This is a genomic window from Actinoplanes sp. NPDC051537, assembly GCF_055586105.1.
Genome location: NZ_JBVJIU010000012.1, coordinates 261,733 through 285,160 on the forward strand (window position 1 = coordinate 261,733; position 23,428 = coordinate 285,160).

At 71.6% G+C, this 23,428-nt stretch carries 29 protein-coding genes; 9 read left to right on the top strand and 20 right to left on the bottom strand.

Annotation, left to right across the window (positions count from 1 at the left end; all coding sequences use genetic code 11):
* Window positions 1–417: a hypothetical protein gene (locus ACZ6TB_RS29315; protein WP_465559064.1), complete on the bottom strand. Its 417-nt coding sequence runs from the start codon at window positions 415–417 to the stop codon at window positions 1–3.
* Between the two features lie 147 nt (window positions 418–564).
* Here ACZ6TB_RS29315 and ACZ6TB_RS29320 point away from each other — a divergent pair, with 147 nt between their 5' ends.
* Window positions 565–1,545, top strand: coding sequence for a PKD domain-containing protein (locus ACZ6TB_RS29320; RefSeq protein WP_465559066.1), 981 nt, complete (start codon window positions 565–567; stop codon window positions 1,543–1,545).
* Here the strand turns inward: ACZ6TB_RS29320 and ACZ6TB_RS29325 are convergent.
* The 8 genes from ACZ6TB_RS29325 to ACZ6TB_RS29360 form a co-directional block, all read right to left on the bottom strand.
* Complete coding sequence (locus tag ACZ6TB_RS29325) at window positions 1,542–2,426, bottom strand: alpha/beta fold hydrolase (RefSeq protein ID WP_465559069.1); 885 nt, start codon at window positions 2,424–2,426, stop codon at window positions 1,542–1,544. The two genes, ACZ6TB_RS29320 and ACZ6TB_RS29325, sit on opposite strands and share 4 nt — an antisense overlap.
* Window positions 2,423–2,737, bottom strand: coding sequence for a DUF2516 family protein (locus tag ACZ6TB_RS29330; protein ID WP_465559072.1), 315 nt, complete (start codon window positions 2,735–2,737; stop codon window positions 2,423–2,425). The genes ACZ6TB_RS29325 and ACZ6TB_RS29330 overlap by 4 nt, the downstream gene beginning before the upstream one ends.
* A gap of 71 nt (window positions 2,738–2,808) precedes the next feature.
* Window positions 2,809–3,261, bottom strand: a complete 453-nt coding sequence (locus ACZ6TB_RS29335) for a hypothetical protein (RefSeq protein ID WP_465559074.1) — start codon at window positions 3,259–3,261, stop codon at window positions 2,809–2,811.
* Entirely contained in the window at window positions 3,258–3,662 is a 405-nt protein-coding gene (locus tag ACZ6TB_RS29340; RefSeq protein WP_465559077.1) for a helix-turn-helix domain-containing protein, read from the bottom strand. The genes ACZ6TB_RS29335 and ACZ6TB_RS29340 overlap by 4 nt, the downstream gene beginning before the upstream one ends.
* A gap of 69 nt (window positions 3,663–3,731) precedes the next feature.
* Window positions 3,732–4,652: an asparaginase gene (locus ACZ6TB_RS29345; RefSeq protein ID WP_465559079.1), complete on the bottom strand. Its 921-nt coding sequence runs from the start codon at window positions 4,650–4,652 to the stop codon at window positions 3,732–3,734.
* Entirely contained in the window at window positions 4,649–5,479 is an 831-nt protein-coding gene (locus tag ACZ6TB_RS29350) for a beta-keto acid cleavage family enzyme (protein WP_465559081.1), read from the bottom strand. Before ACZ6TB_RS29350 ends, ACZ6TB_RS29345 begins: the two co-directional genes overlap by 4 nt.
* 15 nt (window positions 5,480–5,494) lie before the next feature.
* A complete protein-coding gene (ygfZ, locus tag ACZ6TB_RS29355; RefSeq protein WP_465559084.1) occupies window positions 5,495–6,544 on the bottom strand; it encodes a CAF17-like 4Fe-4S cluster assembly/insertion protein YgfZ in 1,050 nt (349 codons plus the stop codon).
* Window positions 6,545–6,955 (bottom strand): Fur family transcriptional regulator, encoded by a 411-nt coding sequence (locus tag ACZ6TB_RS29360; RefSeq protein WP_465559290.1) that lies wholly within the window; start codon window positions 6,953–6,955, stop codon window positions 6,545–6,547. It abuts the gene before it with no gap.
* Between the two features lie 62 nt (window positions 6,956–7,017).
* Between ACZ6TB_RS29360 and ACZ6TB_RS29365 the strand changes: the two genes are divergently transcribed.
* The gene (locus ACZ6TB_RS29365) at window positions 7,018–7,737 is read left to right on the top strand and encodes an aminotransferase class IV (RefSeq protein WP_465559087.1); all 720 of its coding nucleotides are present in this window, start codon (window positions 7,018–7,020) and stop codon (window positions 7,735–7,737) included.
* Here the strand turns inward: ACZ6TB_RS29365 and ACZ6TB_RS29370 are convergent.
* Together ACZ6TB_RS29370 and mtfM are read right to left on the bottom strand one after the other, a co-directional pair.
* Entirely contained in the window at window positions 7,734–8,342 is a 609-nt protein-coding gene (locus tag ACZ6TB_RS29370) for a heme-binding beta-barrel domain-containing protein (RefSeq protein ID WP_465559089.1), read from the bottom strand. The genes ACZ6TB_RS29365 and ACZ6TB_RS29370 overlap by 4 nt on opposite strands.
* Window positions 8,339–8,443, bottom strand: a complete 105-nt coding sequence (gene mtfM / locus ACZ6TB_RS29375; protein ID WP_020513070.1) for a small membrane protein MtfM — start codon at window positions 8,441–8,443, stop codon at window positions 8,339–8,341. The genes ACZ6TB_RS29370 and mtfM overlap by 4 nt, the downstream gene beginning before the upstream one ends.
* A 25-nt stretch (window positions 8,444–8,468) precedes the next feature.
* Here mtfM and ACZ6TB_RS29380 point away from each other — a divergent pair, with 25 nt between their 5' ends.
* On the top strand, window positions 8,469–8,831 hold the full coding sequence (locus ACZ6TB_RS29380) for a DsrE family protein (protein ID WP_465559093.1): 363 nt from the start codon (window positions 8,469–8,471) through the stop codon (window positions 8,829–8,831).
* On the opposite strand, the gene ACZ6TB_RS29385 is transcribed toward ACZ6TB_RS29380, so the two are convergent.
* Window positions 8,828–9,697 carry a hypothetical protein gene (locus ACZ6TB_RS29385; RefSeq protein WP_465559094.1) on the bottom strand — a complete coding sequence of 290 codons (870 nt, stop codon included), beginning with the start codon at window positions 9,695–9,697 and terminating at the stop codon, window positions 8,828–8,830. The genes ACZ6TB_RS29380 and ACZ6TB_RS29385 overlap by 4 nt on opposite strands.
* Before the next feature lie 275 nt (window positions 9,698–9,972).
* Between ACZ6TB_RS29385 and ACZ6TB_RS29390 the strand changes: the two genes are divergently transcribed.
* Window positions 9,973–10,197, top strand: coding sequence for a helix-turn-helix domain-containing protein (locus ACZ6TB_RS29390; protein WP_465559096.1), 225 nt, complete (start codon window positions 9,973–9,975; stop codon window positions 10,195–10,197).
* An 85-nt stretch (window positions 10,198–10,282) separates the two neighbouring features.
* On the opposite strand, the gene ACZ6TB_RS29395 is transcribed toward ACZ6TB_RS29390, so the two are convergent.
* Together ACZ6TB_RS29395 and ACZ6TB_RS29400 are read right to left on the bottom strand one after the other, a co-directional pair.
* On the bottom strand, window positions 10,283–10,705 hold the full coding sequence (locus ACZ6TB_RS29395; protein WP_465559097.1) for an NUDIX hydrolase: 423 nt from the start codon (window positions 10,703–10,705) through the stop codon (window positions 10,283–10,285).
* A complete protein-coding gene (locus tag ACZ6TB_RS29400; protein WP_465559098.1) occupies window positions 10,702–12,774 on the bottom strand; it encodes an ATP-dependent DNA helicase in 2,073 nt (690 codons plus the stop codon). The genes ACZ6TB_RS29395 and ACZ6TB_RS29400 overlap by 4 nt, the downstream gene beginning before the upstream one ends.
* 55 nt (window positions 12,775–12,829) lie before the next feature.
* Between ACZ6TB_RS29400 and ACZ6TB_RS29405 the strand changes: the two genes are divergently transcribed.
* Window positions 12,830–13,333 (top strand): DUF402 domain-containing protein, encoded by a 504-nt coding sequence (locus ACZ6TB_RS29405; RefSeq protein WP_465559100.1) that lies wholly within the window; start codon window positions 12,830–12,832, stop codon window positions 13,331–13,333.
* On the opposite strand, the gene sigJ is transcribed toward ACZ6TB_RS29405, so the two are convergent.
* Window positions 13,316–14,185 (bottom strand): RNA polymerase sigma factor SigJ, encoded by an 870-nt coding sequence (gene sigJ / locus ACZ6TB_RS29410; protein WP_465559101.1) that lies wholly within the window; start codon window positions 14,183–14,185, stop codon window positions 13,316–13,318. The genes ACZ6TB_RS29405 and sigJ overlap by 18 nt on opposite strands.
* A 92-nt stretch (window positions 14,186–14,277) precedes the next feature.
* Between sigJ and ACZ6TB_RS29415 the strand changes: the two genes are divergently transcribed.
* The 3 genes from ACZ6TB_RS29415 to ACZ6TB_RS29425 all read left to right on the top strand — a co-directional run bounded on the left by ACZ6TB_RS29415 (window position 14,278) and on the right by ACZ6TB_RS29425 (window position 16,975).
* The gene (locus ACZ6TB_RS29415) at window positions 14,278–15,237 is read left to right on the top strand and encodes a PI-PLC domain-containing protein (protein WP_465559103.1); all 960 of its coding nucleotides are present in this window, start codon (window positions 14,278–14,280) and stop codon (window positions 15,235–15,237) included.
* 106 nt (window positions 15,238–15,343) lie between these two features.
* Window positions 15,344–15,970, top strand: coding sequence for a DUF47 domain-containing protein (locus tag ACZ6TB_RS29420; RefSeq protein ID WP_465559104.1), 627 nt, complete (start codon window positions 15,344–15,346; stop codon window positions 15,968–15,970).
* Between the two features lie 3 nt (window positions 15,971–15,973).
* Complete coding sequence (locus ACZ6TB_RS29425; RefSeq protein WP_465559106.1) at window positions 15,974–16,975, top strand: inorganic phosphate transporter; 1,002 nt, start codon at window positions 15,974–15,976, stop codon at window positions 16,973–16,975.
* Window positions 16,976–16,987: 12 nt separating this feature from the next.
* Here the strand turns inward: ACZ6TB_RS29425 and ACZ6TB_RS29430 are convergent, their stop codons facing one another.
* From ACZ6TB_RS29430 to ACZ6TB_RS29440, 3 genes are read right to left on the bottom strand one after another with little or no spacing between them, the layout of a single operon-like run.
* Complete coding sequence (locus tag ACZ6TB_RS29430) at window positions 16,988–18,610, bottom strand: glycoside hydrolase family 13 protein (protein WP_465559108.1); 1,623 nt, start codon at window positions 18,608–18,610, stop codon at window positions 16,988–16,990.
* A 30-nt stretch (window positions 18,611–18,640) separates the two neighbouring features.
* Window positions 18,641–19,687: a LacI family DNA-binding transcriptional regulator gene (locus ACZ6TB_RS29435; protein ID WP_465559110.1), complete on the bottom strand. Its 1,047-nt coding sequence runs from the start codon at window positions 19,685–19,687 to the stop codon at window positions 18,641–18,643.
* A 13-nt stretch (window positions 19,688–19,700) separates the two neighbouring features.
* Complete coding sequence (locus ACZ6TB_RS29440) at window positions 19,701–20,678, bottom strand: Gfo/Idh/MocA family protein (protein WP_465559111.1); 978 nt, start codon at window positions 20,676–20,678, stop codon at window positions 19,701–19,703.
* A 47-nt stretch (window positions 20,679–20,725) separates the two neighbouring features.
* Here ACZ6TB_RS29440 and ACZ6TB_RS29445 point away from each other — a divergent pair, with 47 nt between their 5' ends.
* Window positions 20,726–21,541, top strand: coding sequence for an NUDIX hydrolase (locus ACZ6TB_RS29445; protein WP_465559113.1), 816 nt, complete (start codon window positions 20,726–20,728; stop codon window positions 21,539–21,541).
* A 3-nt stretch (window positions 21,542–21,544) separates the two neighbouring features.
* Here ACZ6TB_RS29445 and pstB read toward each other — a convergent pair whose 3' ends face one another.
* Together pstB and pstA are read right to left on the bottom strand one after the other, a co-directional pair.
* Window positions 21,545–22,321 (bottom strand): phosphate ABC transporter ATP-binding protein PstB, encoded by a 777-nt coding sequence (gene pstB, locus ACZ6TB_RS29450; RefSeq protein ID WP_465559115.1) that lies wholly within the window; start codon window positions 22,319–22,321, stop codon window positions 21,545–21,547.
* A gap of 11 nt (window positions 22,322–22,332) precedes the next feature.
* The gene (gene pstA, locus ACZ6TB_RS29455) at window positions 22,333–23,382 is read right to left on the bottom strand and encodes a phosphate ABC transporter permease PstA (protein ID WP_465559293.1); all 1,050 of its coding nucleotides are present in this window, start codon (window positions 23,380–23,382) and stop codon (window positions 22,333–22,335) included.
* Window positions 23,383–23,428: the final 46 nt, after the last annotated feature.

Genomic DNA, 23,428 nt, shown 5'->3' on the forward strand with positions numbered 1-23,428 from the left:
CTACGAGGACGCGTTCCCCGAGGGATCGGCGCTCGACGAAGGATCGGCCGACGCGCTGGGCGTGACGCTGATCTCGGTGGGCGTCGGCACCGGCGGCTCGTCCAGCGGCGGCAGCGACGACTCCGTGATCGTCACCACCGGCGGGACGGTCGTCGGCGTCGGCGCCGACGAGGGCGCCGTCGCCACCGGCGGCGCCGCGGCTGAGGTCAGCATCGGCCGGGGCGAGTACTGCACCTCGGTCAGCGGCTGCGACCCGCCGCCCGAGCCGCCGCGGCGCGGGGCCGTGCCGATCGCGCCGTTGCCGCCGCCGGCGCCCAGGGCACCGGTTCCGGCGGTCGCGCCGACCTCGGCCGGGCGCCGGGGCGGGGCCGCCAGGGTCCAGCCGACAGCCACCGAGATCGGCAAACCGAACGCCACGAGTCCGAAAAAGATGGATTTAGGGGATAACCGCACGTTAGAACACCGGTCGGCGAGGCGAAAAGGTTACGGCCAACCCGCTTGATCAATATGCGACCGGCCGTTAATGTCCTGTCGCCATCGATGGGCTGATGCACGGGGGAACGAATGAAGCTGCCCTTACTCGCGCTCGCGCTCACGGCCGGGATTGTCGCGATCGGCACCCCGGCCCGGGCCGATGACCCGCCGGTCGGGACGCCACCGACCGCCACCTACACACTGGACAGCACCGCGATCTGGGCCGGACAGCGGGTCACTCTCACCGAGAGCGGCCTGGCCCCGGCGACGACCACGCGCACGGTGGACTGGGGCGACGGCACGGTCGAGACCATGCCGACGACCACGCACTCGTACGCCGCTCCCGGCGCCTACGACATCAAGGTGACCCTGAACGACGGCACCGGGCAGGGCGCCGGCGTCTTCCCGGCCGGCTCGACGGTCACCGTCACCACCTCCCCCGGCCTGTTCGCCTGGCAGCGCCCCACGATCTACACCTATCCCGGCTACATGGAGCAGGGCCGGATGCTCGCCACCGGCCTGCCGACCGCGAGCCAGGTGTGGACCGGCTGGGGCGACGGCGAGACGAGCCTGCTCGCCGACGCGACCAGCACGACCGTCGCGCACTGGTACGGCGCCGGCCTGTGGACGCCCTCGGTCACCGCGCAGAACGCCCAGGGCAAGGCCACCCCGCGCCCGGCCGCCTCGCTGAACGTGCTGCCCGACGTCACGGCGCCCTCGGTGTCGCTGACCGTGCCGGCCACCCCGCACACCGCGTCGTCGTGGAGCACGGTCAAGGGCCGGGCCACCGACACCGAGTCGGGCGCCGACGTAGTGGGTGTCCAGGCGTACAAATGGAACGCCTCGACCACGTACTACTACAACTTCTCGAGCCGGACCTGGGTGAAGTACACCGGCCAGAACCTGCCGGACGCGGCCCAGGCGCTGCGCCCGGTCGACGGCGCCGGCAACTGGTCGACCCCGGTCGACGGGCTCGGCAAGGGATACACGCTGCAGGTCTGGTACTACGCCTGGGACAAGGTCGGCAACGACACCGACTCGTACAACGCGACGTACAGCCTGACGAGCTAGCCGTTCAGGAACGACGAGATACGCGTACGCAACTCCGCCCGGTCCGTCCACAGGACGGCCGGGCGGTCGTATATGTACAGCTCGGCGCCCGGCAGCGAGGCGGCCAGCTTCTCGGCCCAGGCCACCGGGTGCACGTCGTCGCCGAGGCAGCCGAGCACCAGCGCCCGGCCCCGGAAGGCGTGCAGCGCCGACAGGTCGGGCACGGCCGGCTGATGCCAGAGCGTGGTGAGCTCGGCCGCCAGCCCGTCCCGCTGCAACTGCTCGACCCGCTGGCGCAGATAGCTCCACCCGGTCGGCGTGTTGCGCACGGACGGCGGCAGCTCGAACTCGGCGGCGGCCGCGATCGACGCCGCCTCGCCCGACTCGACCGCCGCCAGCAGCCGCTCGACCCGGACCTCGGCCGCGGCCGGGCGGGTGCCGTCGAGCGGCGCGGGCAAGTAGAAGACGGCCCGCTCGAAGCGATCGGGCGTCTCGCTGAGCAGACGGCAGAGTGCGCCGGCGCCCATGCTCACGCCGAGCGCCCGGGTGGCGCCGGCCCGGTCGGCCACCGCGCGCAGGTCGTCGGCGAGGTCGCCGAACGTCCACGGCCCGACCGGGGCGTCGGAGCGGCCGTGGCCACGGAAGTGGAAGAAGACCCGGCGGCCGGTCACCGCGCTGCCCAGCGGCCGGGTGCCGGCGATGTCGCCGCCGAGGCCATGGGCGAAGACGGTGACCGGGTCACCCACGCCGGTGGTCAGCTGCTCGAGGCGTACGCCCGATGGGGTGGAGATCAGCTCGGTGGGCGCGCCGGGAAGGGTGGGCCGGCCCGAGCGCGGGCCGGTGGGATCGGGCCGGTGCAGGCGGGGCCCGCCGTCCGGCGGTGGCGGACCGAACCGCCTCACCAGAACCCTTTACCGTCCGACAGGTCTTTCAGCCCGGGGCGGACGTCGAGCAGGTAGACCATCGCGGCGCCGATGCCGATCAGGCTGAAGATGCCGACGGCGCCGCTGACCAGCAACGTCAGCACGATGCAGACGGCCAGGATCGCGGCCCAGGCGCCCTTCGGCAGGGTGCCGATGGCCTGGAAACCGTCGCCTCGCTGGGTGAGGCAGTGAATGAGCGCCACGGCCTGCACGACGAGCGAGAGGATCATGATGAGGATCTCGATGTAATACCGAACGTCGTCGTAGAAGATCGGCGCGGAAGAGGCCATGAGGGAAATTCTATGCCGCAGGCCCCGGCGTCTGCCGGGGCCTGCTGATCATGTATCTGACCGGGCCGGTTTTACTCGGCGGCCGGCTTGGTGACGCGCTTGCGCGGCTTCGGGGTGGAGGCCGGCTTGGCCGCCTCGACGGCCTTCGGGGCCTCGGTGGTCTCGAGGTCGGCGTTCACCACGTCGGCGGCGTCGACGACGCCGGAGCCGACCACGCGCTCGCCGCGGGCGACCAGCGCGGTGTACGCCGCGACGGTGCGCTCCTGGGCCAGCTGGGCCAGCGAGGTCGCCACGCTGGCGGCGTTGCCGCGCAGGGCGTCGAAGTCGGTGGTCTGTGCCTTCTCGCGAAGCTGGGTGGCCTTGACGTTCGCCTGCTCGTTGTAGGTGCGCAGCGAGGCGGCGGCCTTCTCGCTCAGCTCGTTGACCACGGCCGGCAGCTTGCGCAGCTGCTGGTAGGCCAGCTCACCGGCGCCGGCGGCGGCGTAGAGCGGGGCGGGGAATCGGGTCTTGGTCTGGTCGGTCATTTCGTCTCCTCGGGTTCGTGCGTGGTCTCGGGCGCGGGCGATGCCGAAGGCGCGTTCCGGGCGCTCTCGTTCCGGAACGTCTCGTAGATCTGCGACAGCGACTGTTTCTGGGCAATCGTGAGATCGGGGTCGACCGCGATCGCGGCCAGAACCCCCTGCTGGCCCTCACCGTCCAGCAAACCCGCACGCAGGTACATCGCGGGGGTCGAAACCCGCAGCGCGCTGGCGATCTGCTGCAACACCTCGGCACTCGGCTTGCGCAGGCCACGCTCGATCTGGCTGAGATACGGGTTGCTCACGCCCGCCTTGTCGGCGAGCTGGCGCAGCGAGATCTTCGCGGTCTGCCGCAGGTCACGGATGAAGCTTCCGATGTCCTGAGGCAGATCCTTGGGCGTGGCCATGCATCCGAAGGTAGCTCGGGGTGCTAGCTGTTGCAAGCAAAACGCTAACTTCAGCTAGCGTGAGACGGGTCACCGAACCGGACGAACCTCCCCGACGGGCTCCCCACCACCCAAAATCAATTCCTCGAGCACCGGTACGCGTACGCCGAGCCGGCGCAGCTCATCGAGGAGCACGGGCGTGCGCGCCCGCATCCCCCCGTCCTCGATCTTGATGGCCACGGCGCCCACCCCCGGCACCGCGACCGCCACGACGCCCTCGGCGCCGCCCTTGGCCAGCAGGCCCGGCACCGCCCCCATCAGCACGGTGTCGTCGGCGTCGGTGCCCGCGACCAGCGCCGGGTGCGCCCGCATGGCGTCGGCCACCCGTCGCTCGTGACTGCCGGGCGCGGCCTCGACCAGGCGGGCGAACGCCCGGGCCAGGGCGGTCAGCGAGAAGGCCAGCACCGGCGCGCCGCAGCCGTCCACGCCGGCCGCCGCGATCGGCTCGCCGGCCAGATCGGTCACCGCGTCGGTGATCGCGAGCTGGAGCGGGTGCTTGGGGTCGAGGTACGAGTCGAGCGGCCACCCGTTGGCCACGCAGGTCGCGAGCATGCCGGCGTGCTTGCCCGAGCAGTTCATCAGGATCCGCTCCGGGCCGCCCTGGTTGCGCAGCCAGTCGTCGCGGGACCGCTCGGAGAGGGGCAGCGACGCCGGGCAGCGCAGGGCGCCCGGCTCGAGGCCGGCCGCCTCGAGGATGTCCCGCACCCGGCGCACGTGCAGCGGCTCGCCGAAGTGGCTGCCGCTGATCAGGGCGAGGTCGGACTCGTCGCGCGGCGCCAGCCCGGCCCGCAGCATGCCGACGGTCTGCAGCGGCTTGTTCGACGACCGGGGAAAGATCGGGCTGGTGACGTCGCCCCGCGAGGCATCGGGAACTGAGCCGCCGAGCACCGCCACCGAGCCGTGGTGGACGCTCTCCACGAAGCCGGAGCGCACCACCTCCGCGATGATCACTTTTCCAGGCCCAGGAGCGCCCGGGTGTCGGACGGCGTGAGCGGCGGGCGCTGGGCGAGCTGGGCGAACCCGGCGGCCCGGGCCACGAGCTGCATGTTCGACTCGACCGGCTGGCCCTTCGCGTACGTGATCGTGTCCTCCATGCCGACCCGCAGGTGACCGCCCGCCGAAAGCGACGCCAGCATGACCGGAATGGTGCTGCGCCCGATGCCGGTGGCCGAGAAGGTGGTGCCCGCGGGCAGGTCGCGGATGGCCTGCTCGCACGCGGCCAGCGCGCCGGTCGTGCCCGGCATCCCGCCCGGCACGCCCATCACCAGGTCGACGTGCACGTGGCCGCCGGCCGGCAGGCCGTACTTGCCGAGCAGCCGCTGAAGCGTCGTGAGCTGGCCCAGGTCGAAGATCTCGTACTCCGGCACGATGCCCCGCTCCTGCATGCGGGCGTGCAGGTCGACGATGAACTCCCAGCGGTTCAGGAACACGCCGTCGCCGAAGTTGACCGTGCCCATCGTGCAGGACGCCATGTCGGGGGCGGCGTCGAGCACGGCCAGCCGGTCGGACTCGGGGTCGGTCACCGCCCCGCCCGAGGAGAGCTGCACGATCAGGTCGGTCGACGCGCGCAGCGCCGCCACGGTGGCGCGCAGGCGGCCCTGGTCGAGCGTCGGCTCGGCGCGGTCGTCGCGGATGTGCACGTGGATGATCGAGGCGCCCAGCGCCTCGCACTCCTTGGCGGTCTGCACCAGCTCGTCGAGCGTGACGGGCAGCGCCGCCACCTCCGCCTTGCTGACTTCGGCGCCGGTCGGAGCAACGGTGATCACGGTCCCGGTCATGACGTGAACGTTAGTTCAGCTCGCGTCGACGGACGCGACCGACTCTCCCACTCGCAGCTCGGCGTCGTCGGCGACGCTGCGCTTGAGCACGGCCAGCGCGACCAGGCCGAGCTCGTGGTGGCGCACGGCGGTGCCGATGAAGCCGATCTCACGACCGGCTTGGTCGCCGAGCTGCACCGGGGTGCCCTGCGCGGGCGGCTGGTCGGTGGCGATGCCGTCGAGATGAAGCAGCACGAGGCGGCGAGGAGGACGACCCAGATGGTGTACGCGGGCCACCGTCTCCTGGCCGCGGTAGCAGCCCTTGTCCAGGTGCACGGCGCTCGCGATCAGGCCGGCCTCGGCCGGGATCGTCCGGTGGTCGGTCTCCCACCCCAGACGCGGGATGCGATTTTCCACCCGGATCGCCTCGTACGCCCAGAGCCCGGCCAGTGGCACACCAAGCTTCTCGATCACCGACGCCTTCGAGGCGCGCGGGACGAGCAGGTCGACGCCCAGGGGCACCCGCCGGGCCAGGCCGCCCTCGAATTCGCGTACGGCATAGGTGCTCGTGGCGTGCGGAGGCACGGACCCGGCGGCGAACTTCGGACCCGGCACCGCGCCGATCCGGGGTTCCCCCAACCCGGGGAAGAGATCGGCCGCGCCCGGACCGACCAGCGACAGCACCGCGATCTCGGAGGTGGCGTCACGCGGCTCGACGCGGGTGAAGAAGCGCATCATCTCCAGATACTTCAGGAGGCCCGCGCCCGCACCCGGCTCGGTGTCCAGCCACGCCGTCGTGCCGTCCTCGGTCACGTAGGCGTGCTGCTCGACGTGCCCGTTCGGCGAGAGGACGAGCAGCTCGCTGCCGTTCATGGGCGACAGATCCGACAAGTGCTGAGTGGTCAGAGTGTGCAGCCAGGAGGCCCGCTCGTCGCCGGGTACCGCGATCACGTCCCGGTTCGAGCGATCGACCAGGCCGACGGCCGTGGCCAGGGTGCGCTGCTCCCGCATCGGGTCGCCGTAGTGCGCGGCCACCCCCGCGTCGGCGGACGAGGGATCGAGGTCCTCGACCATGACGACGGTCATTTACGACTCCTTGCGCTGTGTTCCCTTACATTGGCCGCAGACACCGAAAAGCGAGACGTGGCCGACGTCGACCCGGAAGGCACGCTCGGCCAGCAGCCGGTCGGTCACCGGTTGCATCACACTTGGGTCTACCTCAGAAATCGACCCGCATCCACGGCAGACCAGGTGAACGTGCTGATCCTCACCCGCGGCGTGATAGGTCGGCGAGCCGTGCGACAGGTGCGTGTGGTTGACCAGCCCGAGCTCTTCCAGCAGCTCGAGGGTGCGGTAGACGGTGGTGATGTTGACCCCGGCGACGCGCTCACGCACCGCGGTGTGCACCTGCTCGGGCGTGGCGTGACCGAGCTCGTGCACCGCTTCCAGGATCAGCTGGCGCTGCGGCGTGAGGCGCAGCCCGCGCTCCCGGAGCATCTCGGCTAGCGATGTGGCGGACACGCTACGAGCATAGTTCGATCCGCGGTTACGCTCCGGCGGTGACGCTCTCGATCGAGCCGGACGAGTTGTTCGGCGACGGGGTCTTCGAGACGGTTCATCTGCGCCCGTCCGGCCCGTGGCTCCTCGCCGCCCATCTCGACCGGCTGGCCCGGTCGGCGGCGCTGCTCGACCTTCCGCCGTTCGTCCCCGACGACGATCTCGCCGGGCTGACCGGTCACGAGCAGGCCCTGCGCCTCATCCGCACCCGCCGGTCGCAGCACGTCACGGTCTCGCCGATCGCGCCCGACTCGCTGCGCGAGCGCCGGGAAGGCATCCGGGTGATCAGCGCCGTCGCCGGCTCCCGGCCGCCGTGGTCTCTTTCCCAGGCCAAGACGCTTTCGTACGCCGAGAGCTTCGCGGCCCGGCGCTGGGCCCGGTCCCGCGGCGCCGACGACATGCTGTGGCTCACCGATTCCCGCCATGCCCTCGAGGCCCCGACCGCCTCGCTCGTCTGGCTGGCCGGGAACACGCTGTGCACCGTGCCGTCCTCCGAGGCCCCGATCCTGCCCGGCACCACCGCCGCCGAGCTGCTCGCCCGCGCACCCGAGGTGGGCCTCCGCGGCGAGGAGCGGATGATCACGATCGACCAGCTGCGCGGGGCGGACGCGATCTGGTTCGCCTCGGCCCTGCGCGGTCTCGCGTTCGTCTTTTCCTTGGACGGCACCCCGCGGCCTCGGTCTCGCTGGACGCCGGTGTTGTCGGAGCTGCTGGGCTACTAGCCCCCGATGCGGAGCAGGCGCGCCGACATGTGCGGGCGCAGGCCGCTGTCGTCGATGGCGATCTCATGGGCGTAGAGCAGCGCGCCCTCGACGACGCCGAACAGCCGCTGCGCCCCGGTCACGTGCTGACCGGTCGGCGTGTAGGCGACCGCGTCGGCCTCCATCTCGAGCCGGGTCGTGCCGATCGTCTTGCCCAGGTACAGCTCGGCGGTGCCCTCGGGCGTGATGATCGTGGCTTCCATCTCGTCGCCCGGCCGCCCGTCGACCAGCACCGGCCGCCAGAAGCCCGACTCGAGGATCCACTCGCCGGCCGGTTTCGACTCCTCGTCGAGCAGCCACGACCGGGACTCGAAGCGCAGGAACGGCCGGCCGTCGTGGCTGACCCGGATCTCCTGGGCGAAGTTGTAGTCGTCGTCGGCCGGGAACCCGCCCTGCCCACGCCCGCGCCACAGCCCGACGAACGGCAGCAGCCCGAGCAACGACGGGTGCAGGTCGGCGCCCTGACGCAGATCGTGCGTGTCCTCGTACGGGTAAGCGTCGACCGGCGGAGCGTTCAGCCACGGGGGTGGGCCCAGCGGATTCTCCGACTCTGCCTCGCCGCTCACCAACGCCCCCTCGAAATCCGAATGGCCAGATAGCCGAAGCCGCCCGCCAGCGCGCCCAAACCGGCGACCAGCAGGCTCACGAACCCGATCTCGGTAACCATGACCGGACCATCTTATGCTGACCGCATGGCACGTTTGCTGGTCGTCAAGGCAACCGCCGGCGCGGACGCTCCGGAGCGCTGCTCGCAGGCCTTCACGGTGGCCTCGACCGCCGCCGCGTCCGGCGTGGACGTCTCGTTCTGGCTGACCGGCGAGTCCACCTGGTTCGCGCTGCCCGGCCGTGCCGCCGACTTCGAGCTGCCGCACGCCGCTCCCCTGCCCGACCTGCTCGACCTGCTGCTCGCCAACGGCCGGGTCACCGCCTGCACCCAGTGCGCCGCCCGCCGCGACATCACCCCCGACGACGTCCTCCCCGGCATCCGCATCGCCGGCGCCGCGGTCTTCGTCGAGGAGGTCACCACCGAGGGCGCGCAGGCCCTGGTCTACTAGCAGCCGGTGCTGACGGTCACTCGCAGCTTCTGGTCGTCGGGCACGACAACAACGGATTCATTGCCTTTCCGGTACGCCCACGCGGCCGCGTCCGACCGCACGACGACCGACCCCGCGGTCAGCCGCCGCATCCGCGCATCCAGATCACCGGGTGTCGCAATCCGGTCCACGGTGTAGCCGGCCGCAACCCCACCATCCGGGCAGGCCACCGCCCGCACCGCCGGCGCCCCGGTCCCGCCGCCCCCGTCGCCGCCTTGACCGTCGCCGACGCCCAGCCCGCTCAGCACCGCTCCCAGCTCGGCCGGCGCCGTCCCCGCCGCCGGATCGCTCGTGTCGGCATCGCTCGCGTCACCCGGCCGGCACCCGCTGGTGAGCCGCAGCGTGAGCACCTTGGCCGCGGCGTCGGCGGAGGTGTCGACCCCGACGAAGTTCCCGGCGTCCGCGTGGAACGACAGCCGGGTGGCCCCCCGCGTGACCGCCACCCCGGCCTGATAGCTCGCGGGCAGCCCCTCGGCGATCGCGTCGAGCCCCGCCTCGGCTTCCCCTTGAGTCACGTAGACGGTGACGTCCCGAGCCGCCATGATCCCGTGCCGAACCGGCGTGATCCGGCACCCCGAGATCAGCTCGAGCTGCCCGAGCACCGCGACCCGCCGATCCCCACCGGCCGCCGCGAAGACCGTCCCCGCGGCCCGCTGCAGCTCCGGCACCGCCTGAGCGATGTCCCGCTGCTCGGGCACGGTGGCCGGGCTGTGCCGCACCGACCAGACCCCGAGCCCCGCCACCACCGCGATCCACCCGACGACGATCCCGCCGACCCACCACCGCCGGCGTCGACCGGGCGGCGTACTGAGCTGCGGTCCCGTCACGGCAGCCATGGTGACACGTCCGCACACCCGACCCGAAGGACCGCCCCGGGCCTGGCGATGCCGGAAAGGGACAAGGATGAGTGAGCTCACGAACCGGGGAGACTTAGCCAGGCTCGGATCAGCCGGATCGAGCGCGGGGAGACGGTCGGCCTCGACGTGTTGCGTACCTACGCCATCGGCCTCGGCGGACGGGTCGGGGTCGTCGTGCGGATCGGCGACATCGCGCTCAACGTGGCCTAGCTTGGCGACTAGTTGTCGCGTATAAAGGAGGGATGATGCTCACCTCCGTGAATGGCGCGCGGTTGGCCGAGATTCGCAAGGACCTCGGCATGACCCAGGTGCGGTTCCAGGCGGCAACCGGCCTGAGCCGCGAGAACATCAGCCGGCTCGAGTGCGGGCAGCCGGTCAGTCTCACCGTGCTGCGCGCCTACGTGGCCGGCCTCGGTGGCGAGGTCGACATCGTCGCCCGCGTCGGCAAGGTCTGGCTCACCGTGGCCTGAGGCGGGCAAGCCCGAGGTCGGGCAAGCCCGAGGTCGGGCAAGCCCGAGGTCGGGCAAGCCTGCGGGCGGGCGAGCCCCGGCCGGATCAGCGCCCGGGAACCAGCGACGCGTACTCGGGCGAGCGCAGAAACTCGGCGATCACCTCGGCCGAGCCCGGCGTGAAGGGGCGATCCAGCACCTCGCGCGCCGGGATGAAGAGCATGGCGGCGCCTTCGCCGAGGATCACGTCGGTCTGGGTGGCCGTCGTCGGGCCGAAGAAGTAGCTCTTCACGCGGTCCTCGGCCGGGAGCTCCTGGCGCAGGAACAGGCGCAGCGCGGCCTGGGGGCGCAGGCCCGACTCCTCCCACAGCTCGCGCGTGGCCGCCTGCTGCGGGGTCTCGCCGGGCTCGACCGCGCCGCCGGGGAGGCCCCACACGCTCGGGTAGTAGGGGGCCTTGTCGTCGCGCAGCTGGAGGAGCACGGCGCCGGTCTCGGCGACCAGGAACGTGCAGGCGATCTCGAGCATCATTCCGCCTTCGCCAAGCGCTGCAGGGCGCCCATCGCCACCTCGGCGCGGGTTGTATACCAAAAAGGCGGCAGCGACCGGCGCAGGAACGCGCCGTAGCCGCGGGCCGTCTCGAGGCGGGAGTCGAGGACCGCCACCACGCCCTTGTCGCCGGTCGAGCGGATCAGGCGGCCGACGCCCTGGGCCAGGCGGATCGCGGCGATCGGCACGCTGACCGCGGCGAAGCCGGAGCCGCCGGCCGCGTCGACGGCGGCCGAGCGGGCCGCGGCCAGGGGCTCGTCGGGGCGGGGGAACGGCAGGCGGTCGATCACCACCAGCTGGCACGCGTCGCCGGGGACGTCGACGCCCTGCCAGAGGGACATCACGCCGAAGAGGCAGCTCTGGCGGTCTTCCCGGAACTTGCGGACCAGCAGCGGCAGCGCCTCCTCGCCCTGCAACAGGATCGGCAAGTCGGTGCGGGCGCGCAACAGCTCGGCCGCCTGGGTGGCGGCCCGCCGGGACGAGAACAACCCGAGCGTACGGCCACCGAGCGCCTCGACCAGCTTGACCAGCTCCTCGCCGGCGCCGGCGGGCAGGCCGGACGCGGCGGGCCGGGGCAGGTGCGCCGCCACGTACAGAATCCCCTGTTTGGGGTAGTCGAAGGGGGAGCCGACGTCGAGCGACGTCCAGCCGTCGCCGGACGCGGGCGGGGCCTCGGCGGCCAGTGAACCGGGGGCCAGGGCGCCGGGGGCCGCGGTCTCGGCGACGGCGCGGGCCGACGGCACGGTGGGGGCGGCGACCGGCAGGCCGAGCGAGCGGGCCACGGTGTCGAAGCGGCCGCCCAGCGTCAGCGTGGCCGAGGTGGCGACCACCGTCCGGTCGGAGTAGAGGCCCTGGGAGAGCGTGCCGGCGACCGACAGCGGCGCCACCACCAGCGCCCGGCGGCCGCTGCCCATGTCGGACTTCTCGACCCAGGCCACGTCGAAATCCGACTCCTCGAGCAGCCGCTGGGCCGTCCCGAACAGGTCATCCAGCGCCGCCTTGGCCTGCTGTTTGCGTACGGGATCGGGATCGTCGCTCTTGATCTCGCCGATCGCGCTCAGCGCCGAGCGCGCCGCCATCTCCAGCAGCGTCACCGCCTGCTGGAGCGGCTCGAGCAGCCCGGACGTCAACCGGCCGGCCGGCGCGTCGGCCAGGCCCACCGTGAGCGCGTCGGCCGCCTCGGCCAGCGCGTCCGTCGCCGCCTGCGGGATCAGCTTGCCGGCGCGCCGGGCCGAGCGCTCGATCGCGTCGGGGGTCAGCTCGGCCTGGGCCGCCGAGGAGACCCGGTCGGCCAGCTCGTGCGCCTCGTCGATGATCAGCAGCTTGTGCGGGGGGACGATGTGCCGGTCGGCGAGCATGTCGACGGCGAGCAGACTGTGGTTGGTGACCACGATGTCGGCCTCGCGGGCGCGGGCCCGGCTGGCCTCGGCGAAACACTCCGCGCCGTACGGGCATTTGGACGCGCCCACGCAGTCGCGGGCCGGCATCGACACCTGCCGCCAGGCCGTGTCGTCGACGCCCGGGTCGAGCTCGTCGCGGTCGCCGGTGGTCGTCTTCTCCGACCAGGCGTGCAGCCGCTGGATCTGCTTGCCGAGCTTGCCCGCCTCGCCCAGCCACTGGGTGGCCTTGGGCGGCGCGTCGTCGAACAGCGTGTCGGTCGGCTCGTCCTCGTCGGCGTGCTCCATCTTGGCCAGGCACAGGTAGTGGTGCCGGCCCTTGAGCACGGCGAACGTGGGCCGCCGGCCGAGAACCGGCTCGACCGCGTCGGCCAGCCGCGGAAGGTCGTGCTCGACCAGCTGGTTCTGCAGCGCCAGGGTGGCGGTCGAGACCACCACCGGGCCGTCGACCAGCAACGCCGGGGTCAGGTAGGCCAGGCTTTTCCCGGTGCCCGTGCCGGCCTGCACGAGCAGGTGCTCACGATCGCGCACGGCCTTGTCGATGGCGCTCGCCATGGCCTGCTGACCGGGGCGCGCGGCGCCACCGGGGACCGCTCCGACCGCCGCGGTCAGGAGCTCGTCGGCGGATGCTTTCTTCCGGGTAGCGCTGGGCACGCAGAGACGGTACCCGCCACCACCGACAGAAGCCGACCACCGTTAGGGTTCTCGCATGCCGCACGAGATGGTCCGGGTCGTCTACACGAAGTACGACGGTTCGGCCCACCGGGACTATCCGGCCCGCCGCTTCGACTCCGACGACCTGGGTGTGTGGGTCGGCGTCAATCGCGGGACGCCCTCGGTCTACCACGGGCGCCCGTCGGTGGAGCAGATCCCGTTCGTGCTGCTCATCCCCCACCACGCGTGGTGGACCGGCATGTTCAACCCGGCGCCGCGCACCAGCGAGGTCTACTGCGACATCACCACGCCGGCCCGGTGGGAGGGCGACACGGTGCACATCATCGACCTCGACCTCGACGTGGTACGCCGCCGCGAGTCCGGCCTGGTCGAGCTGCGCGACGAGGACGAGTTCGACGAGCACCGGGTGCAGTTCGGCTACCCCGACGACCTGGTCGCCGAGGCCCGGGCCGCGGCCGGCAAGCTGATGGTGGCGCTCGGCGACGGCACCGAGCCGTTCGCCGCGCAGTACCACAAATACCTACAAGAGGTCGCTTAGCACCAGCTTGTCGGGGTTCAGCTGGTTGAAGATCCCGGTGATCCGGCCGTCGGCCACCGTGATCGCGAGCGCCGACAGCACCGGCCGGCCGTTGAGCTGCGTCCCGCGGGCCAGCAGGCCGACCTCCCCGTTGATCAGCACCGTGTCGACGGTCATCTCGTCGATCCCGCCGAGAATGCCGAGGAAGAAGCGGGCCACCTTGTCGGCGCCGGTCACCGGCCGGGTGCCGACGCCGGGCAGGCCACCGCCGTCGCCGATCGCCACCACGTCGGGGGCGAGCACGGCGGCCAGCGCCTCGAGGTCCCCGTTGCCGGCCGCCTCGAGGAACGCCGCGAGGACCTTGCGCCGCTCGGCCGGTCCGGCGCTGTGCCGGACACCGCCCTGCGCCACCGCCCGCCGGCCGCGGGAGGCGTGCTGCCGGGCGGCGCTCTCGGTCGTGCCGAGCACGGTGGCCACGTCCTCGAAGGGCATGCCGAACGCGTCGTGCAGCACCACCGAGACGCGCTGCTCGGGGGTCAGCTTCTCGAGCACCACGAGCAGGGCCAGGCCGACCTGGTCGCTGATCTCGGCCCGGGCGGCGGGACCGGCCTCGGGTTCGACCACGAAGGACGGCAACCACTGGCCCGGGTACGCCGCCCGGCTCACCCGGGCGGATTTCAGCACGTCGAGGCAGATCCGCCCGGTGACGGTGGTGAGCCACCCGCGCAGGTCGTGGATCTCGCCGCCGTCGCGCGCCTTCGCGTAGCGCAGCCAGGCCTCCTGCACCGCGTCCTCGGCCTCGGCCCGGCTGCCCAGCATCCGGTAGGCGACGGCGAGCAGGTGCGGCCGCTCGGCCTCGAACTCGTCCGGCATGGGGAAATTCTGCGCGACATTGCCCGGACGCGGGTATCGGATGTGACACAGTAATAAACACGCATTTCGTACGAAACGGGTGGTGGCGCGCGGTGAACGGCACAACGATCGCCGGTGGTCTCGCCGGCCTGGCCGGGGTGGCCGGCGCGGCATCGGCCGCGACCGTCCTGATGCGCCGCCCGGAGCCGTACCTGCCGGCCGGGCACGCGCTCGCGGCGCCGCGGAGCGTCGACCCGCTCCCGAGCGTGCTCAAGCTCGGCCTCGGCGGCCTGACCGTGCCGGTCACACCCGGGCCGCACGGCGAGCTGTTCCTCGGGCCGGGCGGGCCGCAACCGGGCCGCACGCTGCGCCGGCTCGTGCTGACCCCGCTGTTCGCCCGGGCCCGGACCCGCGGCGGCCGGCTCGCCCGCGATCAGCAGGTGCCGTTCCGGCTGGTGGTCGAGTTCGCCGGGGCCAATCGCGAGGCGGAGACGCTGCTTCGCGCGTACCGGATGCTCGACCAGCAGTTGCGCGACCACGCCGCCCTGCTCAGCCACTTCGACGGCGAGACCCTCGTGCCGGGCGCGGTGACCGTCTCGGTGACCGGCATCGTCGACGTGCGCGAGCTGCTGGCCGAGCAGAGCGAGAGGTACGCGTTCGCCGACGGCACCTTCGACGACATCGGCTCCCGATCGGCGCCGCCCACCCTGGTCCCGATGATCAGCGAGCCGTGGGGCCGCCGCTTCGGCTGGGACGGGTGCGAGCCGATCTCGGCCGAGGAACGGCACCTGCTGCACGCCCTGGTGCGCCAGGCCCACGACGACGGCCGTACGGTGCGGATCGCCGGCCTCCCCGACGGCTCGCGCCGCGCCCGCCGCGCCGTCTGGACCGAGCTCGGCGCCGCCGGGGTCGACGTGATCGCCGACGCCGACCAGCGCGGACTGGTCCGTCACCTCCGCCGCCATCCGGTCGCCCGCTGGGTTCCGCGCGCCCCGCTGCCCACCCGCGCGGTCCGCCGATCGTCCCCGCGACCGAACGCGCCCCGCCCCGATCGGAGTTACGAACCGGTGTAGAAACCGGCATCCCGGGGCAACCAGGCGGGCGAACAGCAGGTTAAGAAGCGAGGACCGCTAGCATTCCTGGAGATCCATCCCCTGCCCGTCGATCGAGGTCCGCGCCGTGAAGTTCTCCTTCCGCCCCGTCGAGGGCGCCTTCTACGATCTCTTCACGTCCGCCGCGCAGAATCTGGTCAAGGGCACCGAGCTTCTCAACGAGCTGGCGCTGCCCGGCGTGGACGTGCAGTCGGTGAGCGACCGGCTGACCGATGTGGAGCACGACAGCGACCAGATCACGCACGATCTCTACAAGAAGATCAACTCGACCTTCATCACGCCGTTCGACCGGGCCGACATCTACTCGCTCGGCTCCCAGCTCGACGACGTGATGGACCATCTCGAGGCGGTCGGCAACCTCCTTTACCTGTACGGGTTGACGGAACTGCCGTCGCTCCCGCGCGAGATGCACGAGCTGATCACCGTGCTCGACCAGCAGTCCAAGGTGACCGCCGAGGCGATGCCCCGGCTGCGCTCGATGAAGGACCTCGACGAGTACTGGATCGAGATCAACCGTCTCGAGAACGATGGCGATCGCGCGTACCGGATGCTGCTGGTCCGTCTTTTCTCGGGCGAGTACGACGCGCTCACCGTGCTGAAGATGAAGGAGGTCGCCGACGAGCTCGAGGCCGCCTGCGACGCCTTCGAGCACGTGGCGAACACGGTCGAGACCATCGCGGTCAAGGAGTCATAGGCCTTGTCCGCCGAGCTCATCGCCGTCCTCGCGGTGATCGTGGTGGCGATGGTGTTCGACTACACCAACGGCTTCCACGACGCCGCGAACGCGATCGCCACCAGCGTCAGCACGCGCGCCCTCACCCCGCGGGTGGCGCTGCTGATGGCCGCCGCCGGCAACTTCATCGGCACCCACTTCGGCGAGAACGTGGCCAAGACGGTCAGCGGGATCATCTCGGTGCCGCCGTCGGTGGCCGGCCTCGGCGTGGTCTTCGCGGCCGTGCTCGGCGCGATCGCCTGGAACCTGATCACCTGGTACTTCGGCCTGCCGTCCTCCTCGTCGCACGCGCTGATCGGCGGCCTGGTCGGCGCGGCGCTGATCGCCGGCTACTCGGTGCAGTGGCACGCGATCCTCGACAAGGTGGTCATCCCGATGGTCGCCTCGCCGCTGATCGGTTTCGTGGCCGGCTTCCTCTTCATGCTCGCGCTGATGTGGATCTTCCGGACCGGCCGGCCGTCGAAGCTCAACCGCGGTTTCCGGTACGCGCAGACGGTCTCGGCCGCGGCGATGTCGATCGGGCACGGGCTCCAGGACGCCGCCAAGACGATCGGCGTGATCGTGCTGGCCCTGTACGTGGGCGGCTACCAGAGCTCGACCGACCACATCCCGCCGTGGGCCTACTGGACGTCCGCGACCGTGCTGGCGCTCGGCACCTACGCCGGCGGCTGGCGGATCATCCGCACCCTGGGCCGGAAGATCATCGACCTCGGCCCGCCCGAGGGATTCGCCGCCGAGACGGTCGCGAGCAGCCTGCTCTTCGTCTTCGGCATCGGCCTCGGCGCCCCGATCAGCACCACCCACACGATCACCTCGGCCATCATGGGCGTCGGCGCCACGAAGAAGCTCTCCGCCGTCCGCTGGGGCGTGGCCGGCAACATCGTCGGCGCCTGGCTCCTGACCTTTCCGGGAGCCGGCGCCATCGCCGCGGTCCTCTACTTCGTCACCCGCCCGATGTTCTCCTGAGCCGTCCGGCGGCTAGATCGACCACCAGACGGCGGTGTCCGGCGGGATCACCGCGACACCGTCCTCGACGGTGATCGGGCCGCTGGCGATCAGCACGTCGCCCGGCGGGTCGAGGCGCACCGGGGCGCCGCCCATGTTGACCGCGCAGCGGAACTCGCCGCCGCGGTCGAAGGTGAGCACGCCGGGCGGCGCGTCGACCCAGGTCAAGTCGTCGCCCGCGAACAGCTTGCGGCGCAGGCCGAGCGCGTCGCGGTACATGGTCAGCGTCGAGCCGGGGACGCCGTCCTGCGCCGCCACGCTCAACCCGGCCCACGAGTCGGGCTGCGGCAACCACGAAGGACCACCCACCGGACCGAAGCCGTACGGCGCTTCCGTGCCCGACCACGGGATCGGCACCCGGCAGCCGTCGCGGTAGCCGTCCTGGCCGGTGGCGCGGTGGAACGCCGGGTCCTGGCGCACCTCGGGCGGCAGGTCGACGACCTCCGGCAGGCCCAGCTCCTCGCCCTGGTAGAGGTACGCCGAGCCGGGCAGCGCGAGCAGCAGCAGCGAGGCGGCCCGGGCCCGGCGCAGGCCGGCGACCTCGTCGACCGCGGTCGGGCGCTTGCCCGCCACCTCGCCGTCGTGCGCCCCCATCAGCCGGTTGGTGTGCCGGACGACGTCGTGGTTGGAGAGCGTCCAGGTGGTCGGCGCGCCGACCGCGCCCATGGCGGCGAGCGAGGCGTCGATCATCTCGCGCTGCGCGCCGGCCTCCCAGGCGGTGCCCAGGTAGCTGAAGTTGAACGCCTGGTGCAGCTCGTCGGGGCGGACGTAGGCGGCGACCCGGGACAGCGTGGGCGCCCAGGCCTCGGCCACCGCGATGCGCTCACCCGGGTACTCGTCGAGGATCGCGCGCCAGCTGCGGTAGATCTCGTGCACGCCGTCCCGGTCGAAGCACGGGCTCTCGCCGACGTCCAGCAGGTGCCACGTCGTGTCCCGGCCGATGTCCGGCAGGCCCTGCTCCTTGACCAGGCCGTGGGCCACGTCGATCCGGAAGCCGTCGACGCCGAGGTCGAGCCAGAAGCGGAGGATCGTGCGGAACTCGTCGGCGACCGCCGGGTGCTCCCAGTTGAAGTCGGGCTGCTCCGGCGCGAACAGGTGCAGGTACCACTGGCCGTCCGCGACCCGGGTCCAGGCCGGACCGCCGAAGATCGACGGCCAGTCGTTGGGCGGGAGCTCGCCGCGCTCGCCGCGGCCGTCGCGGAAGTGGTAGCGGGCGCGCAGCGGCGAGCCCGGACCCTCGGCCAGCGCCTGCCGGAACCACTCGTGCTGGTCGGACGAGTGGTTCGGGACCAGGTCGACGATCACCCGGACGTCGTGGGCGTGCGCGTCGGCGACCAGGCCGCGGGCGTCCTCGACCGAGCCGAAGATCGGGTCGACCGTGCGGTAGTCGGCCACGTCGTAGCCGGCGTCGGCCTGCGGGGACAGGTAGAAGGGGGACAGCCAGACCGCGTCGACGCCCAGGTCGCGCAGGTAGGCCAGGCGGCTGCGGATGCCGGGCAGGTCACCGATGCCGTCGCCGTTCGCGTCGGCGAAGCTGCGCGGGTAGATCTGGTAGATCACCGCGTCGCGCCACCAAGCCGGGAGAAGATCGCTCATCGGGCGACGGTAGCAGGTTACTAACTCGTGTTACATCAGCGATTTGATTGCCGAGTCGCGGACGATGAGGGTGGTGCCGAGCAGCTGATGCGGGTGCTGGTCCTCGCCCCGGATGGCGGAGATGAGGAACGCGGCGGCGCTGCGGCCCTTGGTGACGATGGGCTGGCGGACCGTGGTCAGGCGCGGCCGGAACCAGGCCGACTCGGCGAGGTCGTCGAAACCGGTCACCGACACCTGGTCGGGGACGGAGAGCCCGAGCTCCTGCAGGGCGTCGACGGCGCCGTACGCGAGCACGTCGGATAGCGCCATGATCGCCGTCGGCCGGGGGTCGCGGGCCATCAGCTCCCTGGTCGCGCGGTAGCCGTCGACCCGGGTCACCGGCACCTCGGCCAGCGCCACGTCGGCCATCGTCAGGTCCGAGCCGGCGAGCGCCTCGGCGATGCCGGTCATCCGCCGGCCGAGCGGGCCGCGGTAACCGCGGGTCTCGACGTCGGGGCCGGGGTCGATGGAGAGCACGCCGAGCCGCCGGTGGCCCAGCTCGAGCAGGTAGCGGGTCACCTCGCGGGCGCCGCCGACGTCGTCGACCTCGACGCTGGGCGCGTTCTCGTAACGGTCCGAGTCGATCAGCACGAACGGGATGCCGCGCCGCTCCAGCTCGATCACCTCGGCGCCCTCGGTCTCGAGCCCGCAGACGATGAAACCGTCGACCGCCGCGTACGGGATCGCCTTCAGCACCGAGTCCTGCAACGGTGGCGTGAGCAGCAGCGTGTAGCCCTCCTGGTCGCAAATCTGCCCGACGCCCATCAGGAACCGGGCGTAATAGGGGTTCTCCAGGATCTGCGCGAGGCGCTGCGGCAGCAGGACGCCGATCGAGTTGGTGGTGCCGGCCTGAAGCATGCGGGCCAGCGTGTTCGGCGCGTAACCGAGCTCGGCGGCCACCGCGAGGATCCGTTCGCGGGTGGCCGCCGAGATGCGCTGCGGGTTGTTGAACGCGAACGAGACGGCGGACCGGGAGACACCCGCGGCCGCGGCCACATCGCTCGACGTCGGCTTGCCGCCGACCTTTCTCGACGGCATCAGGCCACTCTAGTCAGTACGTGACGCCGATCTGGTCACGGATGGTGTCGAGGAGACCCATGATCTCCAATGTGGTGGCGTGCGGCATGAGCGGGCTCTCCAGCTCACCGGCCAGGATGCAGCGCTGCACCTCGGCCGCCTCGAACTGGTAGCCGTTGCCCTCGAACGGGAGCTCGAAGGTCTCCGCGGCCTTGCCCGCCCGGTGCAGCGTGAACTCGCGCGGCACGAAGAACCCCGGCGGCAGGTCGATCCGGCCGTCGGTGCCGGTGATCGACGCGGCGTTCCGGCTCTCGCCGTTGATGCTGCAGGTCAGGGCCGCGACCGCGCCGGGCTGCCAGCCGAGCAGCACGCCGGTGTTCTCGTCGACGCCCTCCGGGGTCAGGTGCGCCCAGGCCTGCACCGAGCTGGGCGCGCCCATGATCAGGTGGGCCAGGTTGATCGGGTAGACGCCGAGGTCGAGCAGCGCGCCGCCGCCCAGCCTCGGGTTGCGCAACCGGTGCCCGGCGTCGAACGGGCCCTGCAGGCCGAAGTCGGCGTGGATCGCGCTGACCCAGCCGATCGCGCCCTCCTCGACCAGCTCGGCGATCCGCAGCACGGCCGGGTTGAGGCGCATCCACATCGCCTCCATGAGGAAGACGTTGTTGGCGTGCGCGGCCTGCACGAGCCGGGCGGCCGAGGTCAGGTCGAGCGTGATCGGTTTCTCGACCAGCACCGCCTTGCCGGCCTCCAGGCAGGTCAGGGCGGCCTCGAGGTGCTGCGCGTGCGGGGTGGCGACATAGACGACATCGACCTCGGGGTCGGCCGCGAGGTCGGCGTACGAGCCGTGGGCCCGCGCGAAGCCGTAGCGCTCGGCGAAGGCCCCGGCCTTCTCGGCGGACCGCGACCCCACGGCGGCGAGCTCGGCGCCGGGCACGAGGGGCAGGTCGTTGGCGAACTGGGCGGCGATCCCGCCGGGGCCGAGAATGCCCCAGCGGACCTTACGTTCGGACATGATCGCTACGTTATCGTCCCGGCCGCGGCGGGTGGCAGGATCAGTGGGTGACCGACTCACCGCTTGTCTTTCCGATTCCCGAGATGATGGTGCGGCGGGCGCGCGAGTTCCGCGGCGAACCGGCGCCCACCCGGCCCGCGGCCACCGTCGTCCTCCTGCGCCCCGAGGGCGGCACATTCCAGCTGTACGTGTTGAAGCGCGCGGCCACGATGGTGTTCGGTGGCCTCCACGCGTTCCCGGGCGGTGGCGTGGACCCGTCGGACCACCCGGAGACGATCCGCACCGACTGGGCCGAGCGCCTGGGCCTGCCCGACGAGAGGGCGCGGGCCGTCGTCGGCGCCGCCGCCCGCGAGCTGTTCGAGGAGGCCGGCGTCCTGCTCGCGGGCCCGGTGAACCAGGTCGACCAGACCATCGGCGACGTCAGCACCGACGACTGGGAGGCCGACCGGGCCGCGCTCGCCGCCCGCACGCTGACCATGACCGAGCTGCTGGCGAAGCGGGGCCTGGGTCTGCGCGACGACCTGCTGCTTCCGTGGGCCCGCTGGATCACGCCGGAGTTCGAGCCCAAGCGCTTCGACACCTGGTTCTTCGTGGCTCTCCTGCCGGAGGGTCAGCACGCACGGGACGTCTCCGGCGAGAGCGACGGCGCGCGCTGGGTGCGGCCGGAGGAGACCGACGAACTGGCCATGCTGCCGCCCACCCGCACGACCGTGCGCTCACTCTTGCCGTACGGGGAGATCGGTGAAGTGATCGCGGCCGCGAGCCGCCGCGATGCCTCGACCCCGGTCATGCCGCGCGTGGAGCTACAGGAAGACGGGAGCGCCGTCCTGCACGTAGCGCTCCCGTCCTCCGGACAAGACTGAGACTCAGCCGAAACGGCCGGTGATGTAGTCCTCGGTCTTCTTCTCGGTCGGGTTGCTGAAGATCTTCTGGGTGTCGTCGTACTCGATCAGGCGGCCGGGGTCGCCCGTCTTGTCGATCGAGAAGAAGCCGGTCTTGTCGCTGACCCGGGCGGCCTGCTGCATGTTGTGCGTGACGATGATGATCGTGAAGCGGTCCTTCAGCTTGAACATCAGGTCCTCGATCGCCAGCGTCGAGATCGGGTCGAGCGCCGAGCAGGGCTCGTCCATGAGCACGACCTGCGGCTCGACCGCGATGGTGCGGGCGATGCAGAGACGCTGCTGCTGACCGCCGGAGAGGCCGGCGCCGGGCCGGTTGAGCCGGTCCTTGACCTCGTTCCAGAGGTTCGCCGACTTCAGCGACTGCTCGGCGGCGTCGTCCAGCAGGGACTTCTTCTTGACGCCGTTGAGCTTGAGGCCCGCCACCACGTTCTCGTAGATCGACATCGTGGGGAACGGGTTCGGCCGCTGGAAGACCATGCCGATCAGCCGGCGGACCGCGGTGACGTCGACGTCCGCGTCGTAGATGTTCTGGTCGTCGATGGTCAGCCGGCCCTCGATGCGGGCGTTCGGCAGCACCTCGTGCATCCGGTTGATCGACCGGAGGAACGTGGACTTGCCGCAGCCCGACGGGCCGATCAGGGCCGTGATCGTCTTGGGCTCCACGGTCATCGAGATGCTGTCGATGGCCTTGAAGGTGCCGTAGTAGGAGGAGACGTTGCTCGCCTCGATGCGCTTGGCCATGGGGTTACCTCTTAACGGGTCAAACTGTTGCGACGGGCGAGCATCTTGGCGGCGATCGTCAGGACCAAAACGAGGGTGACCAGGGTCAGCGCGGCCGTCCAGGCCCGCGCCGGGGCGTACTTGGAAGCGTCGCCCGCCTGCTGGTAGACGAAGAGCGCCAGCGAGGACTGGTTGCCGTTGAACGGGTCGAAGTTGATCGCCGCGGCGCCACCCGCGACCAGCAGCACCGGTGCCGTCTCGCCGGCCGCGCGGGCGATGGCGAGCATGACGCCGGTGACGATGCCGGGCAGGGCGGTCGGCAGGACGATCTTGAGGATCGTCTTCCACTGCGGAACGCCGAGGGCGTAGGCGCCCTCCCGCAGCGGGCCGGGCACCAGGCGCAACATTTCCTCGGTGGACCGCACGATGGTCGGCAGCATCAGCACGGACAGTGCCAGCGCCGCGGCGAAGCCCGAGTAGCGCGGCTGCCCGTTGTTGAACCAGGGGCTCACGATCAGCACCCAGAACGACAGGATGAACAGACCGGCCACGATCGACGGGATGCCCGTCATGACGTCGACGAAGAAGCGAACCGTGTTGGCGAACCGGCCACGGCCGTACTCGACCAGGTAGATCGCGCCGAGCACGCCCAGCGGCACCGCGATCAGGGCGGCGATGCCGACCTGCTCGAGCGTGCCGATGATCGCGTGGTACGCGCCGCCGTTCGCGTCGCGGGCGCCGATGTTGTTCATCGACGTCCCGAAGAAGTCCCCGTCGAGGCGCGAGGCGCCCTTGGAGACCAGCGTCCACACCACCGAGGCGAGCGGCAGGATGGCCAGGATGCAGGCCGAGTAGATCAGCGACTTCCAGGCCCGGTTGCGGGCGGCGCGCCGGCCCTCGATCCGGCCCGCCGTGACCAGCAGGCCGACCAGGTAGAGGATCCAGCCGAGCACGACGACCAGAACCCAGTTGCCGATGCCGGCGCCGAGCACGACCGCGGCCGAGAGCGCGAACGCGACGACCGCGATGCCGAAGTTGAGGGCGAGCGGCAGCGTCTTGGTGCGGATGTTGTCCGGCGTCATGGCGACGCCGGAACCGCGGCCGCTGCCGATGAGGTAACTCTGCGTC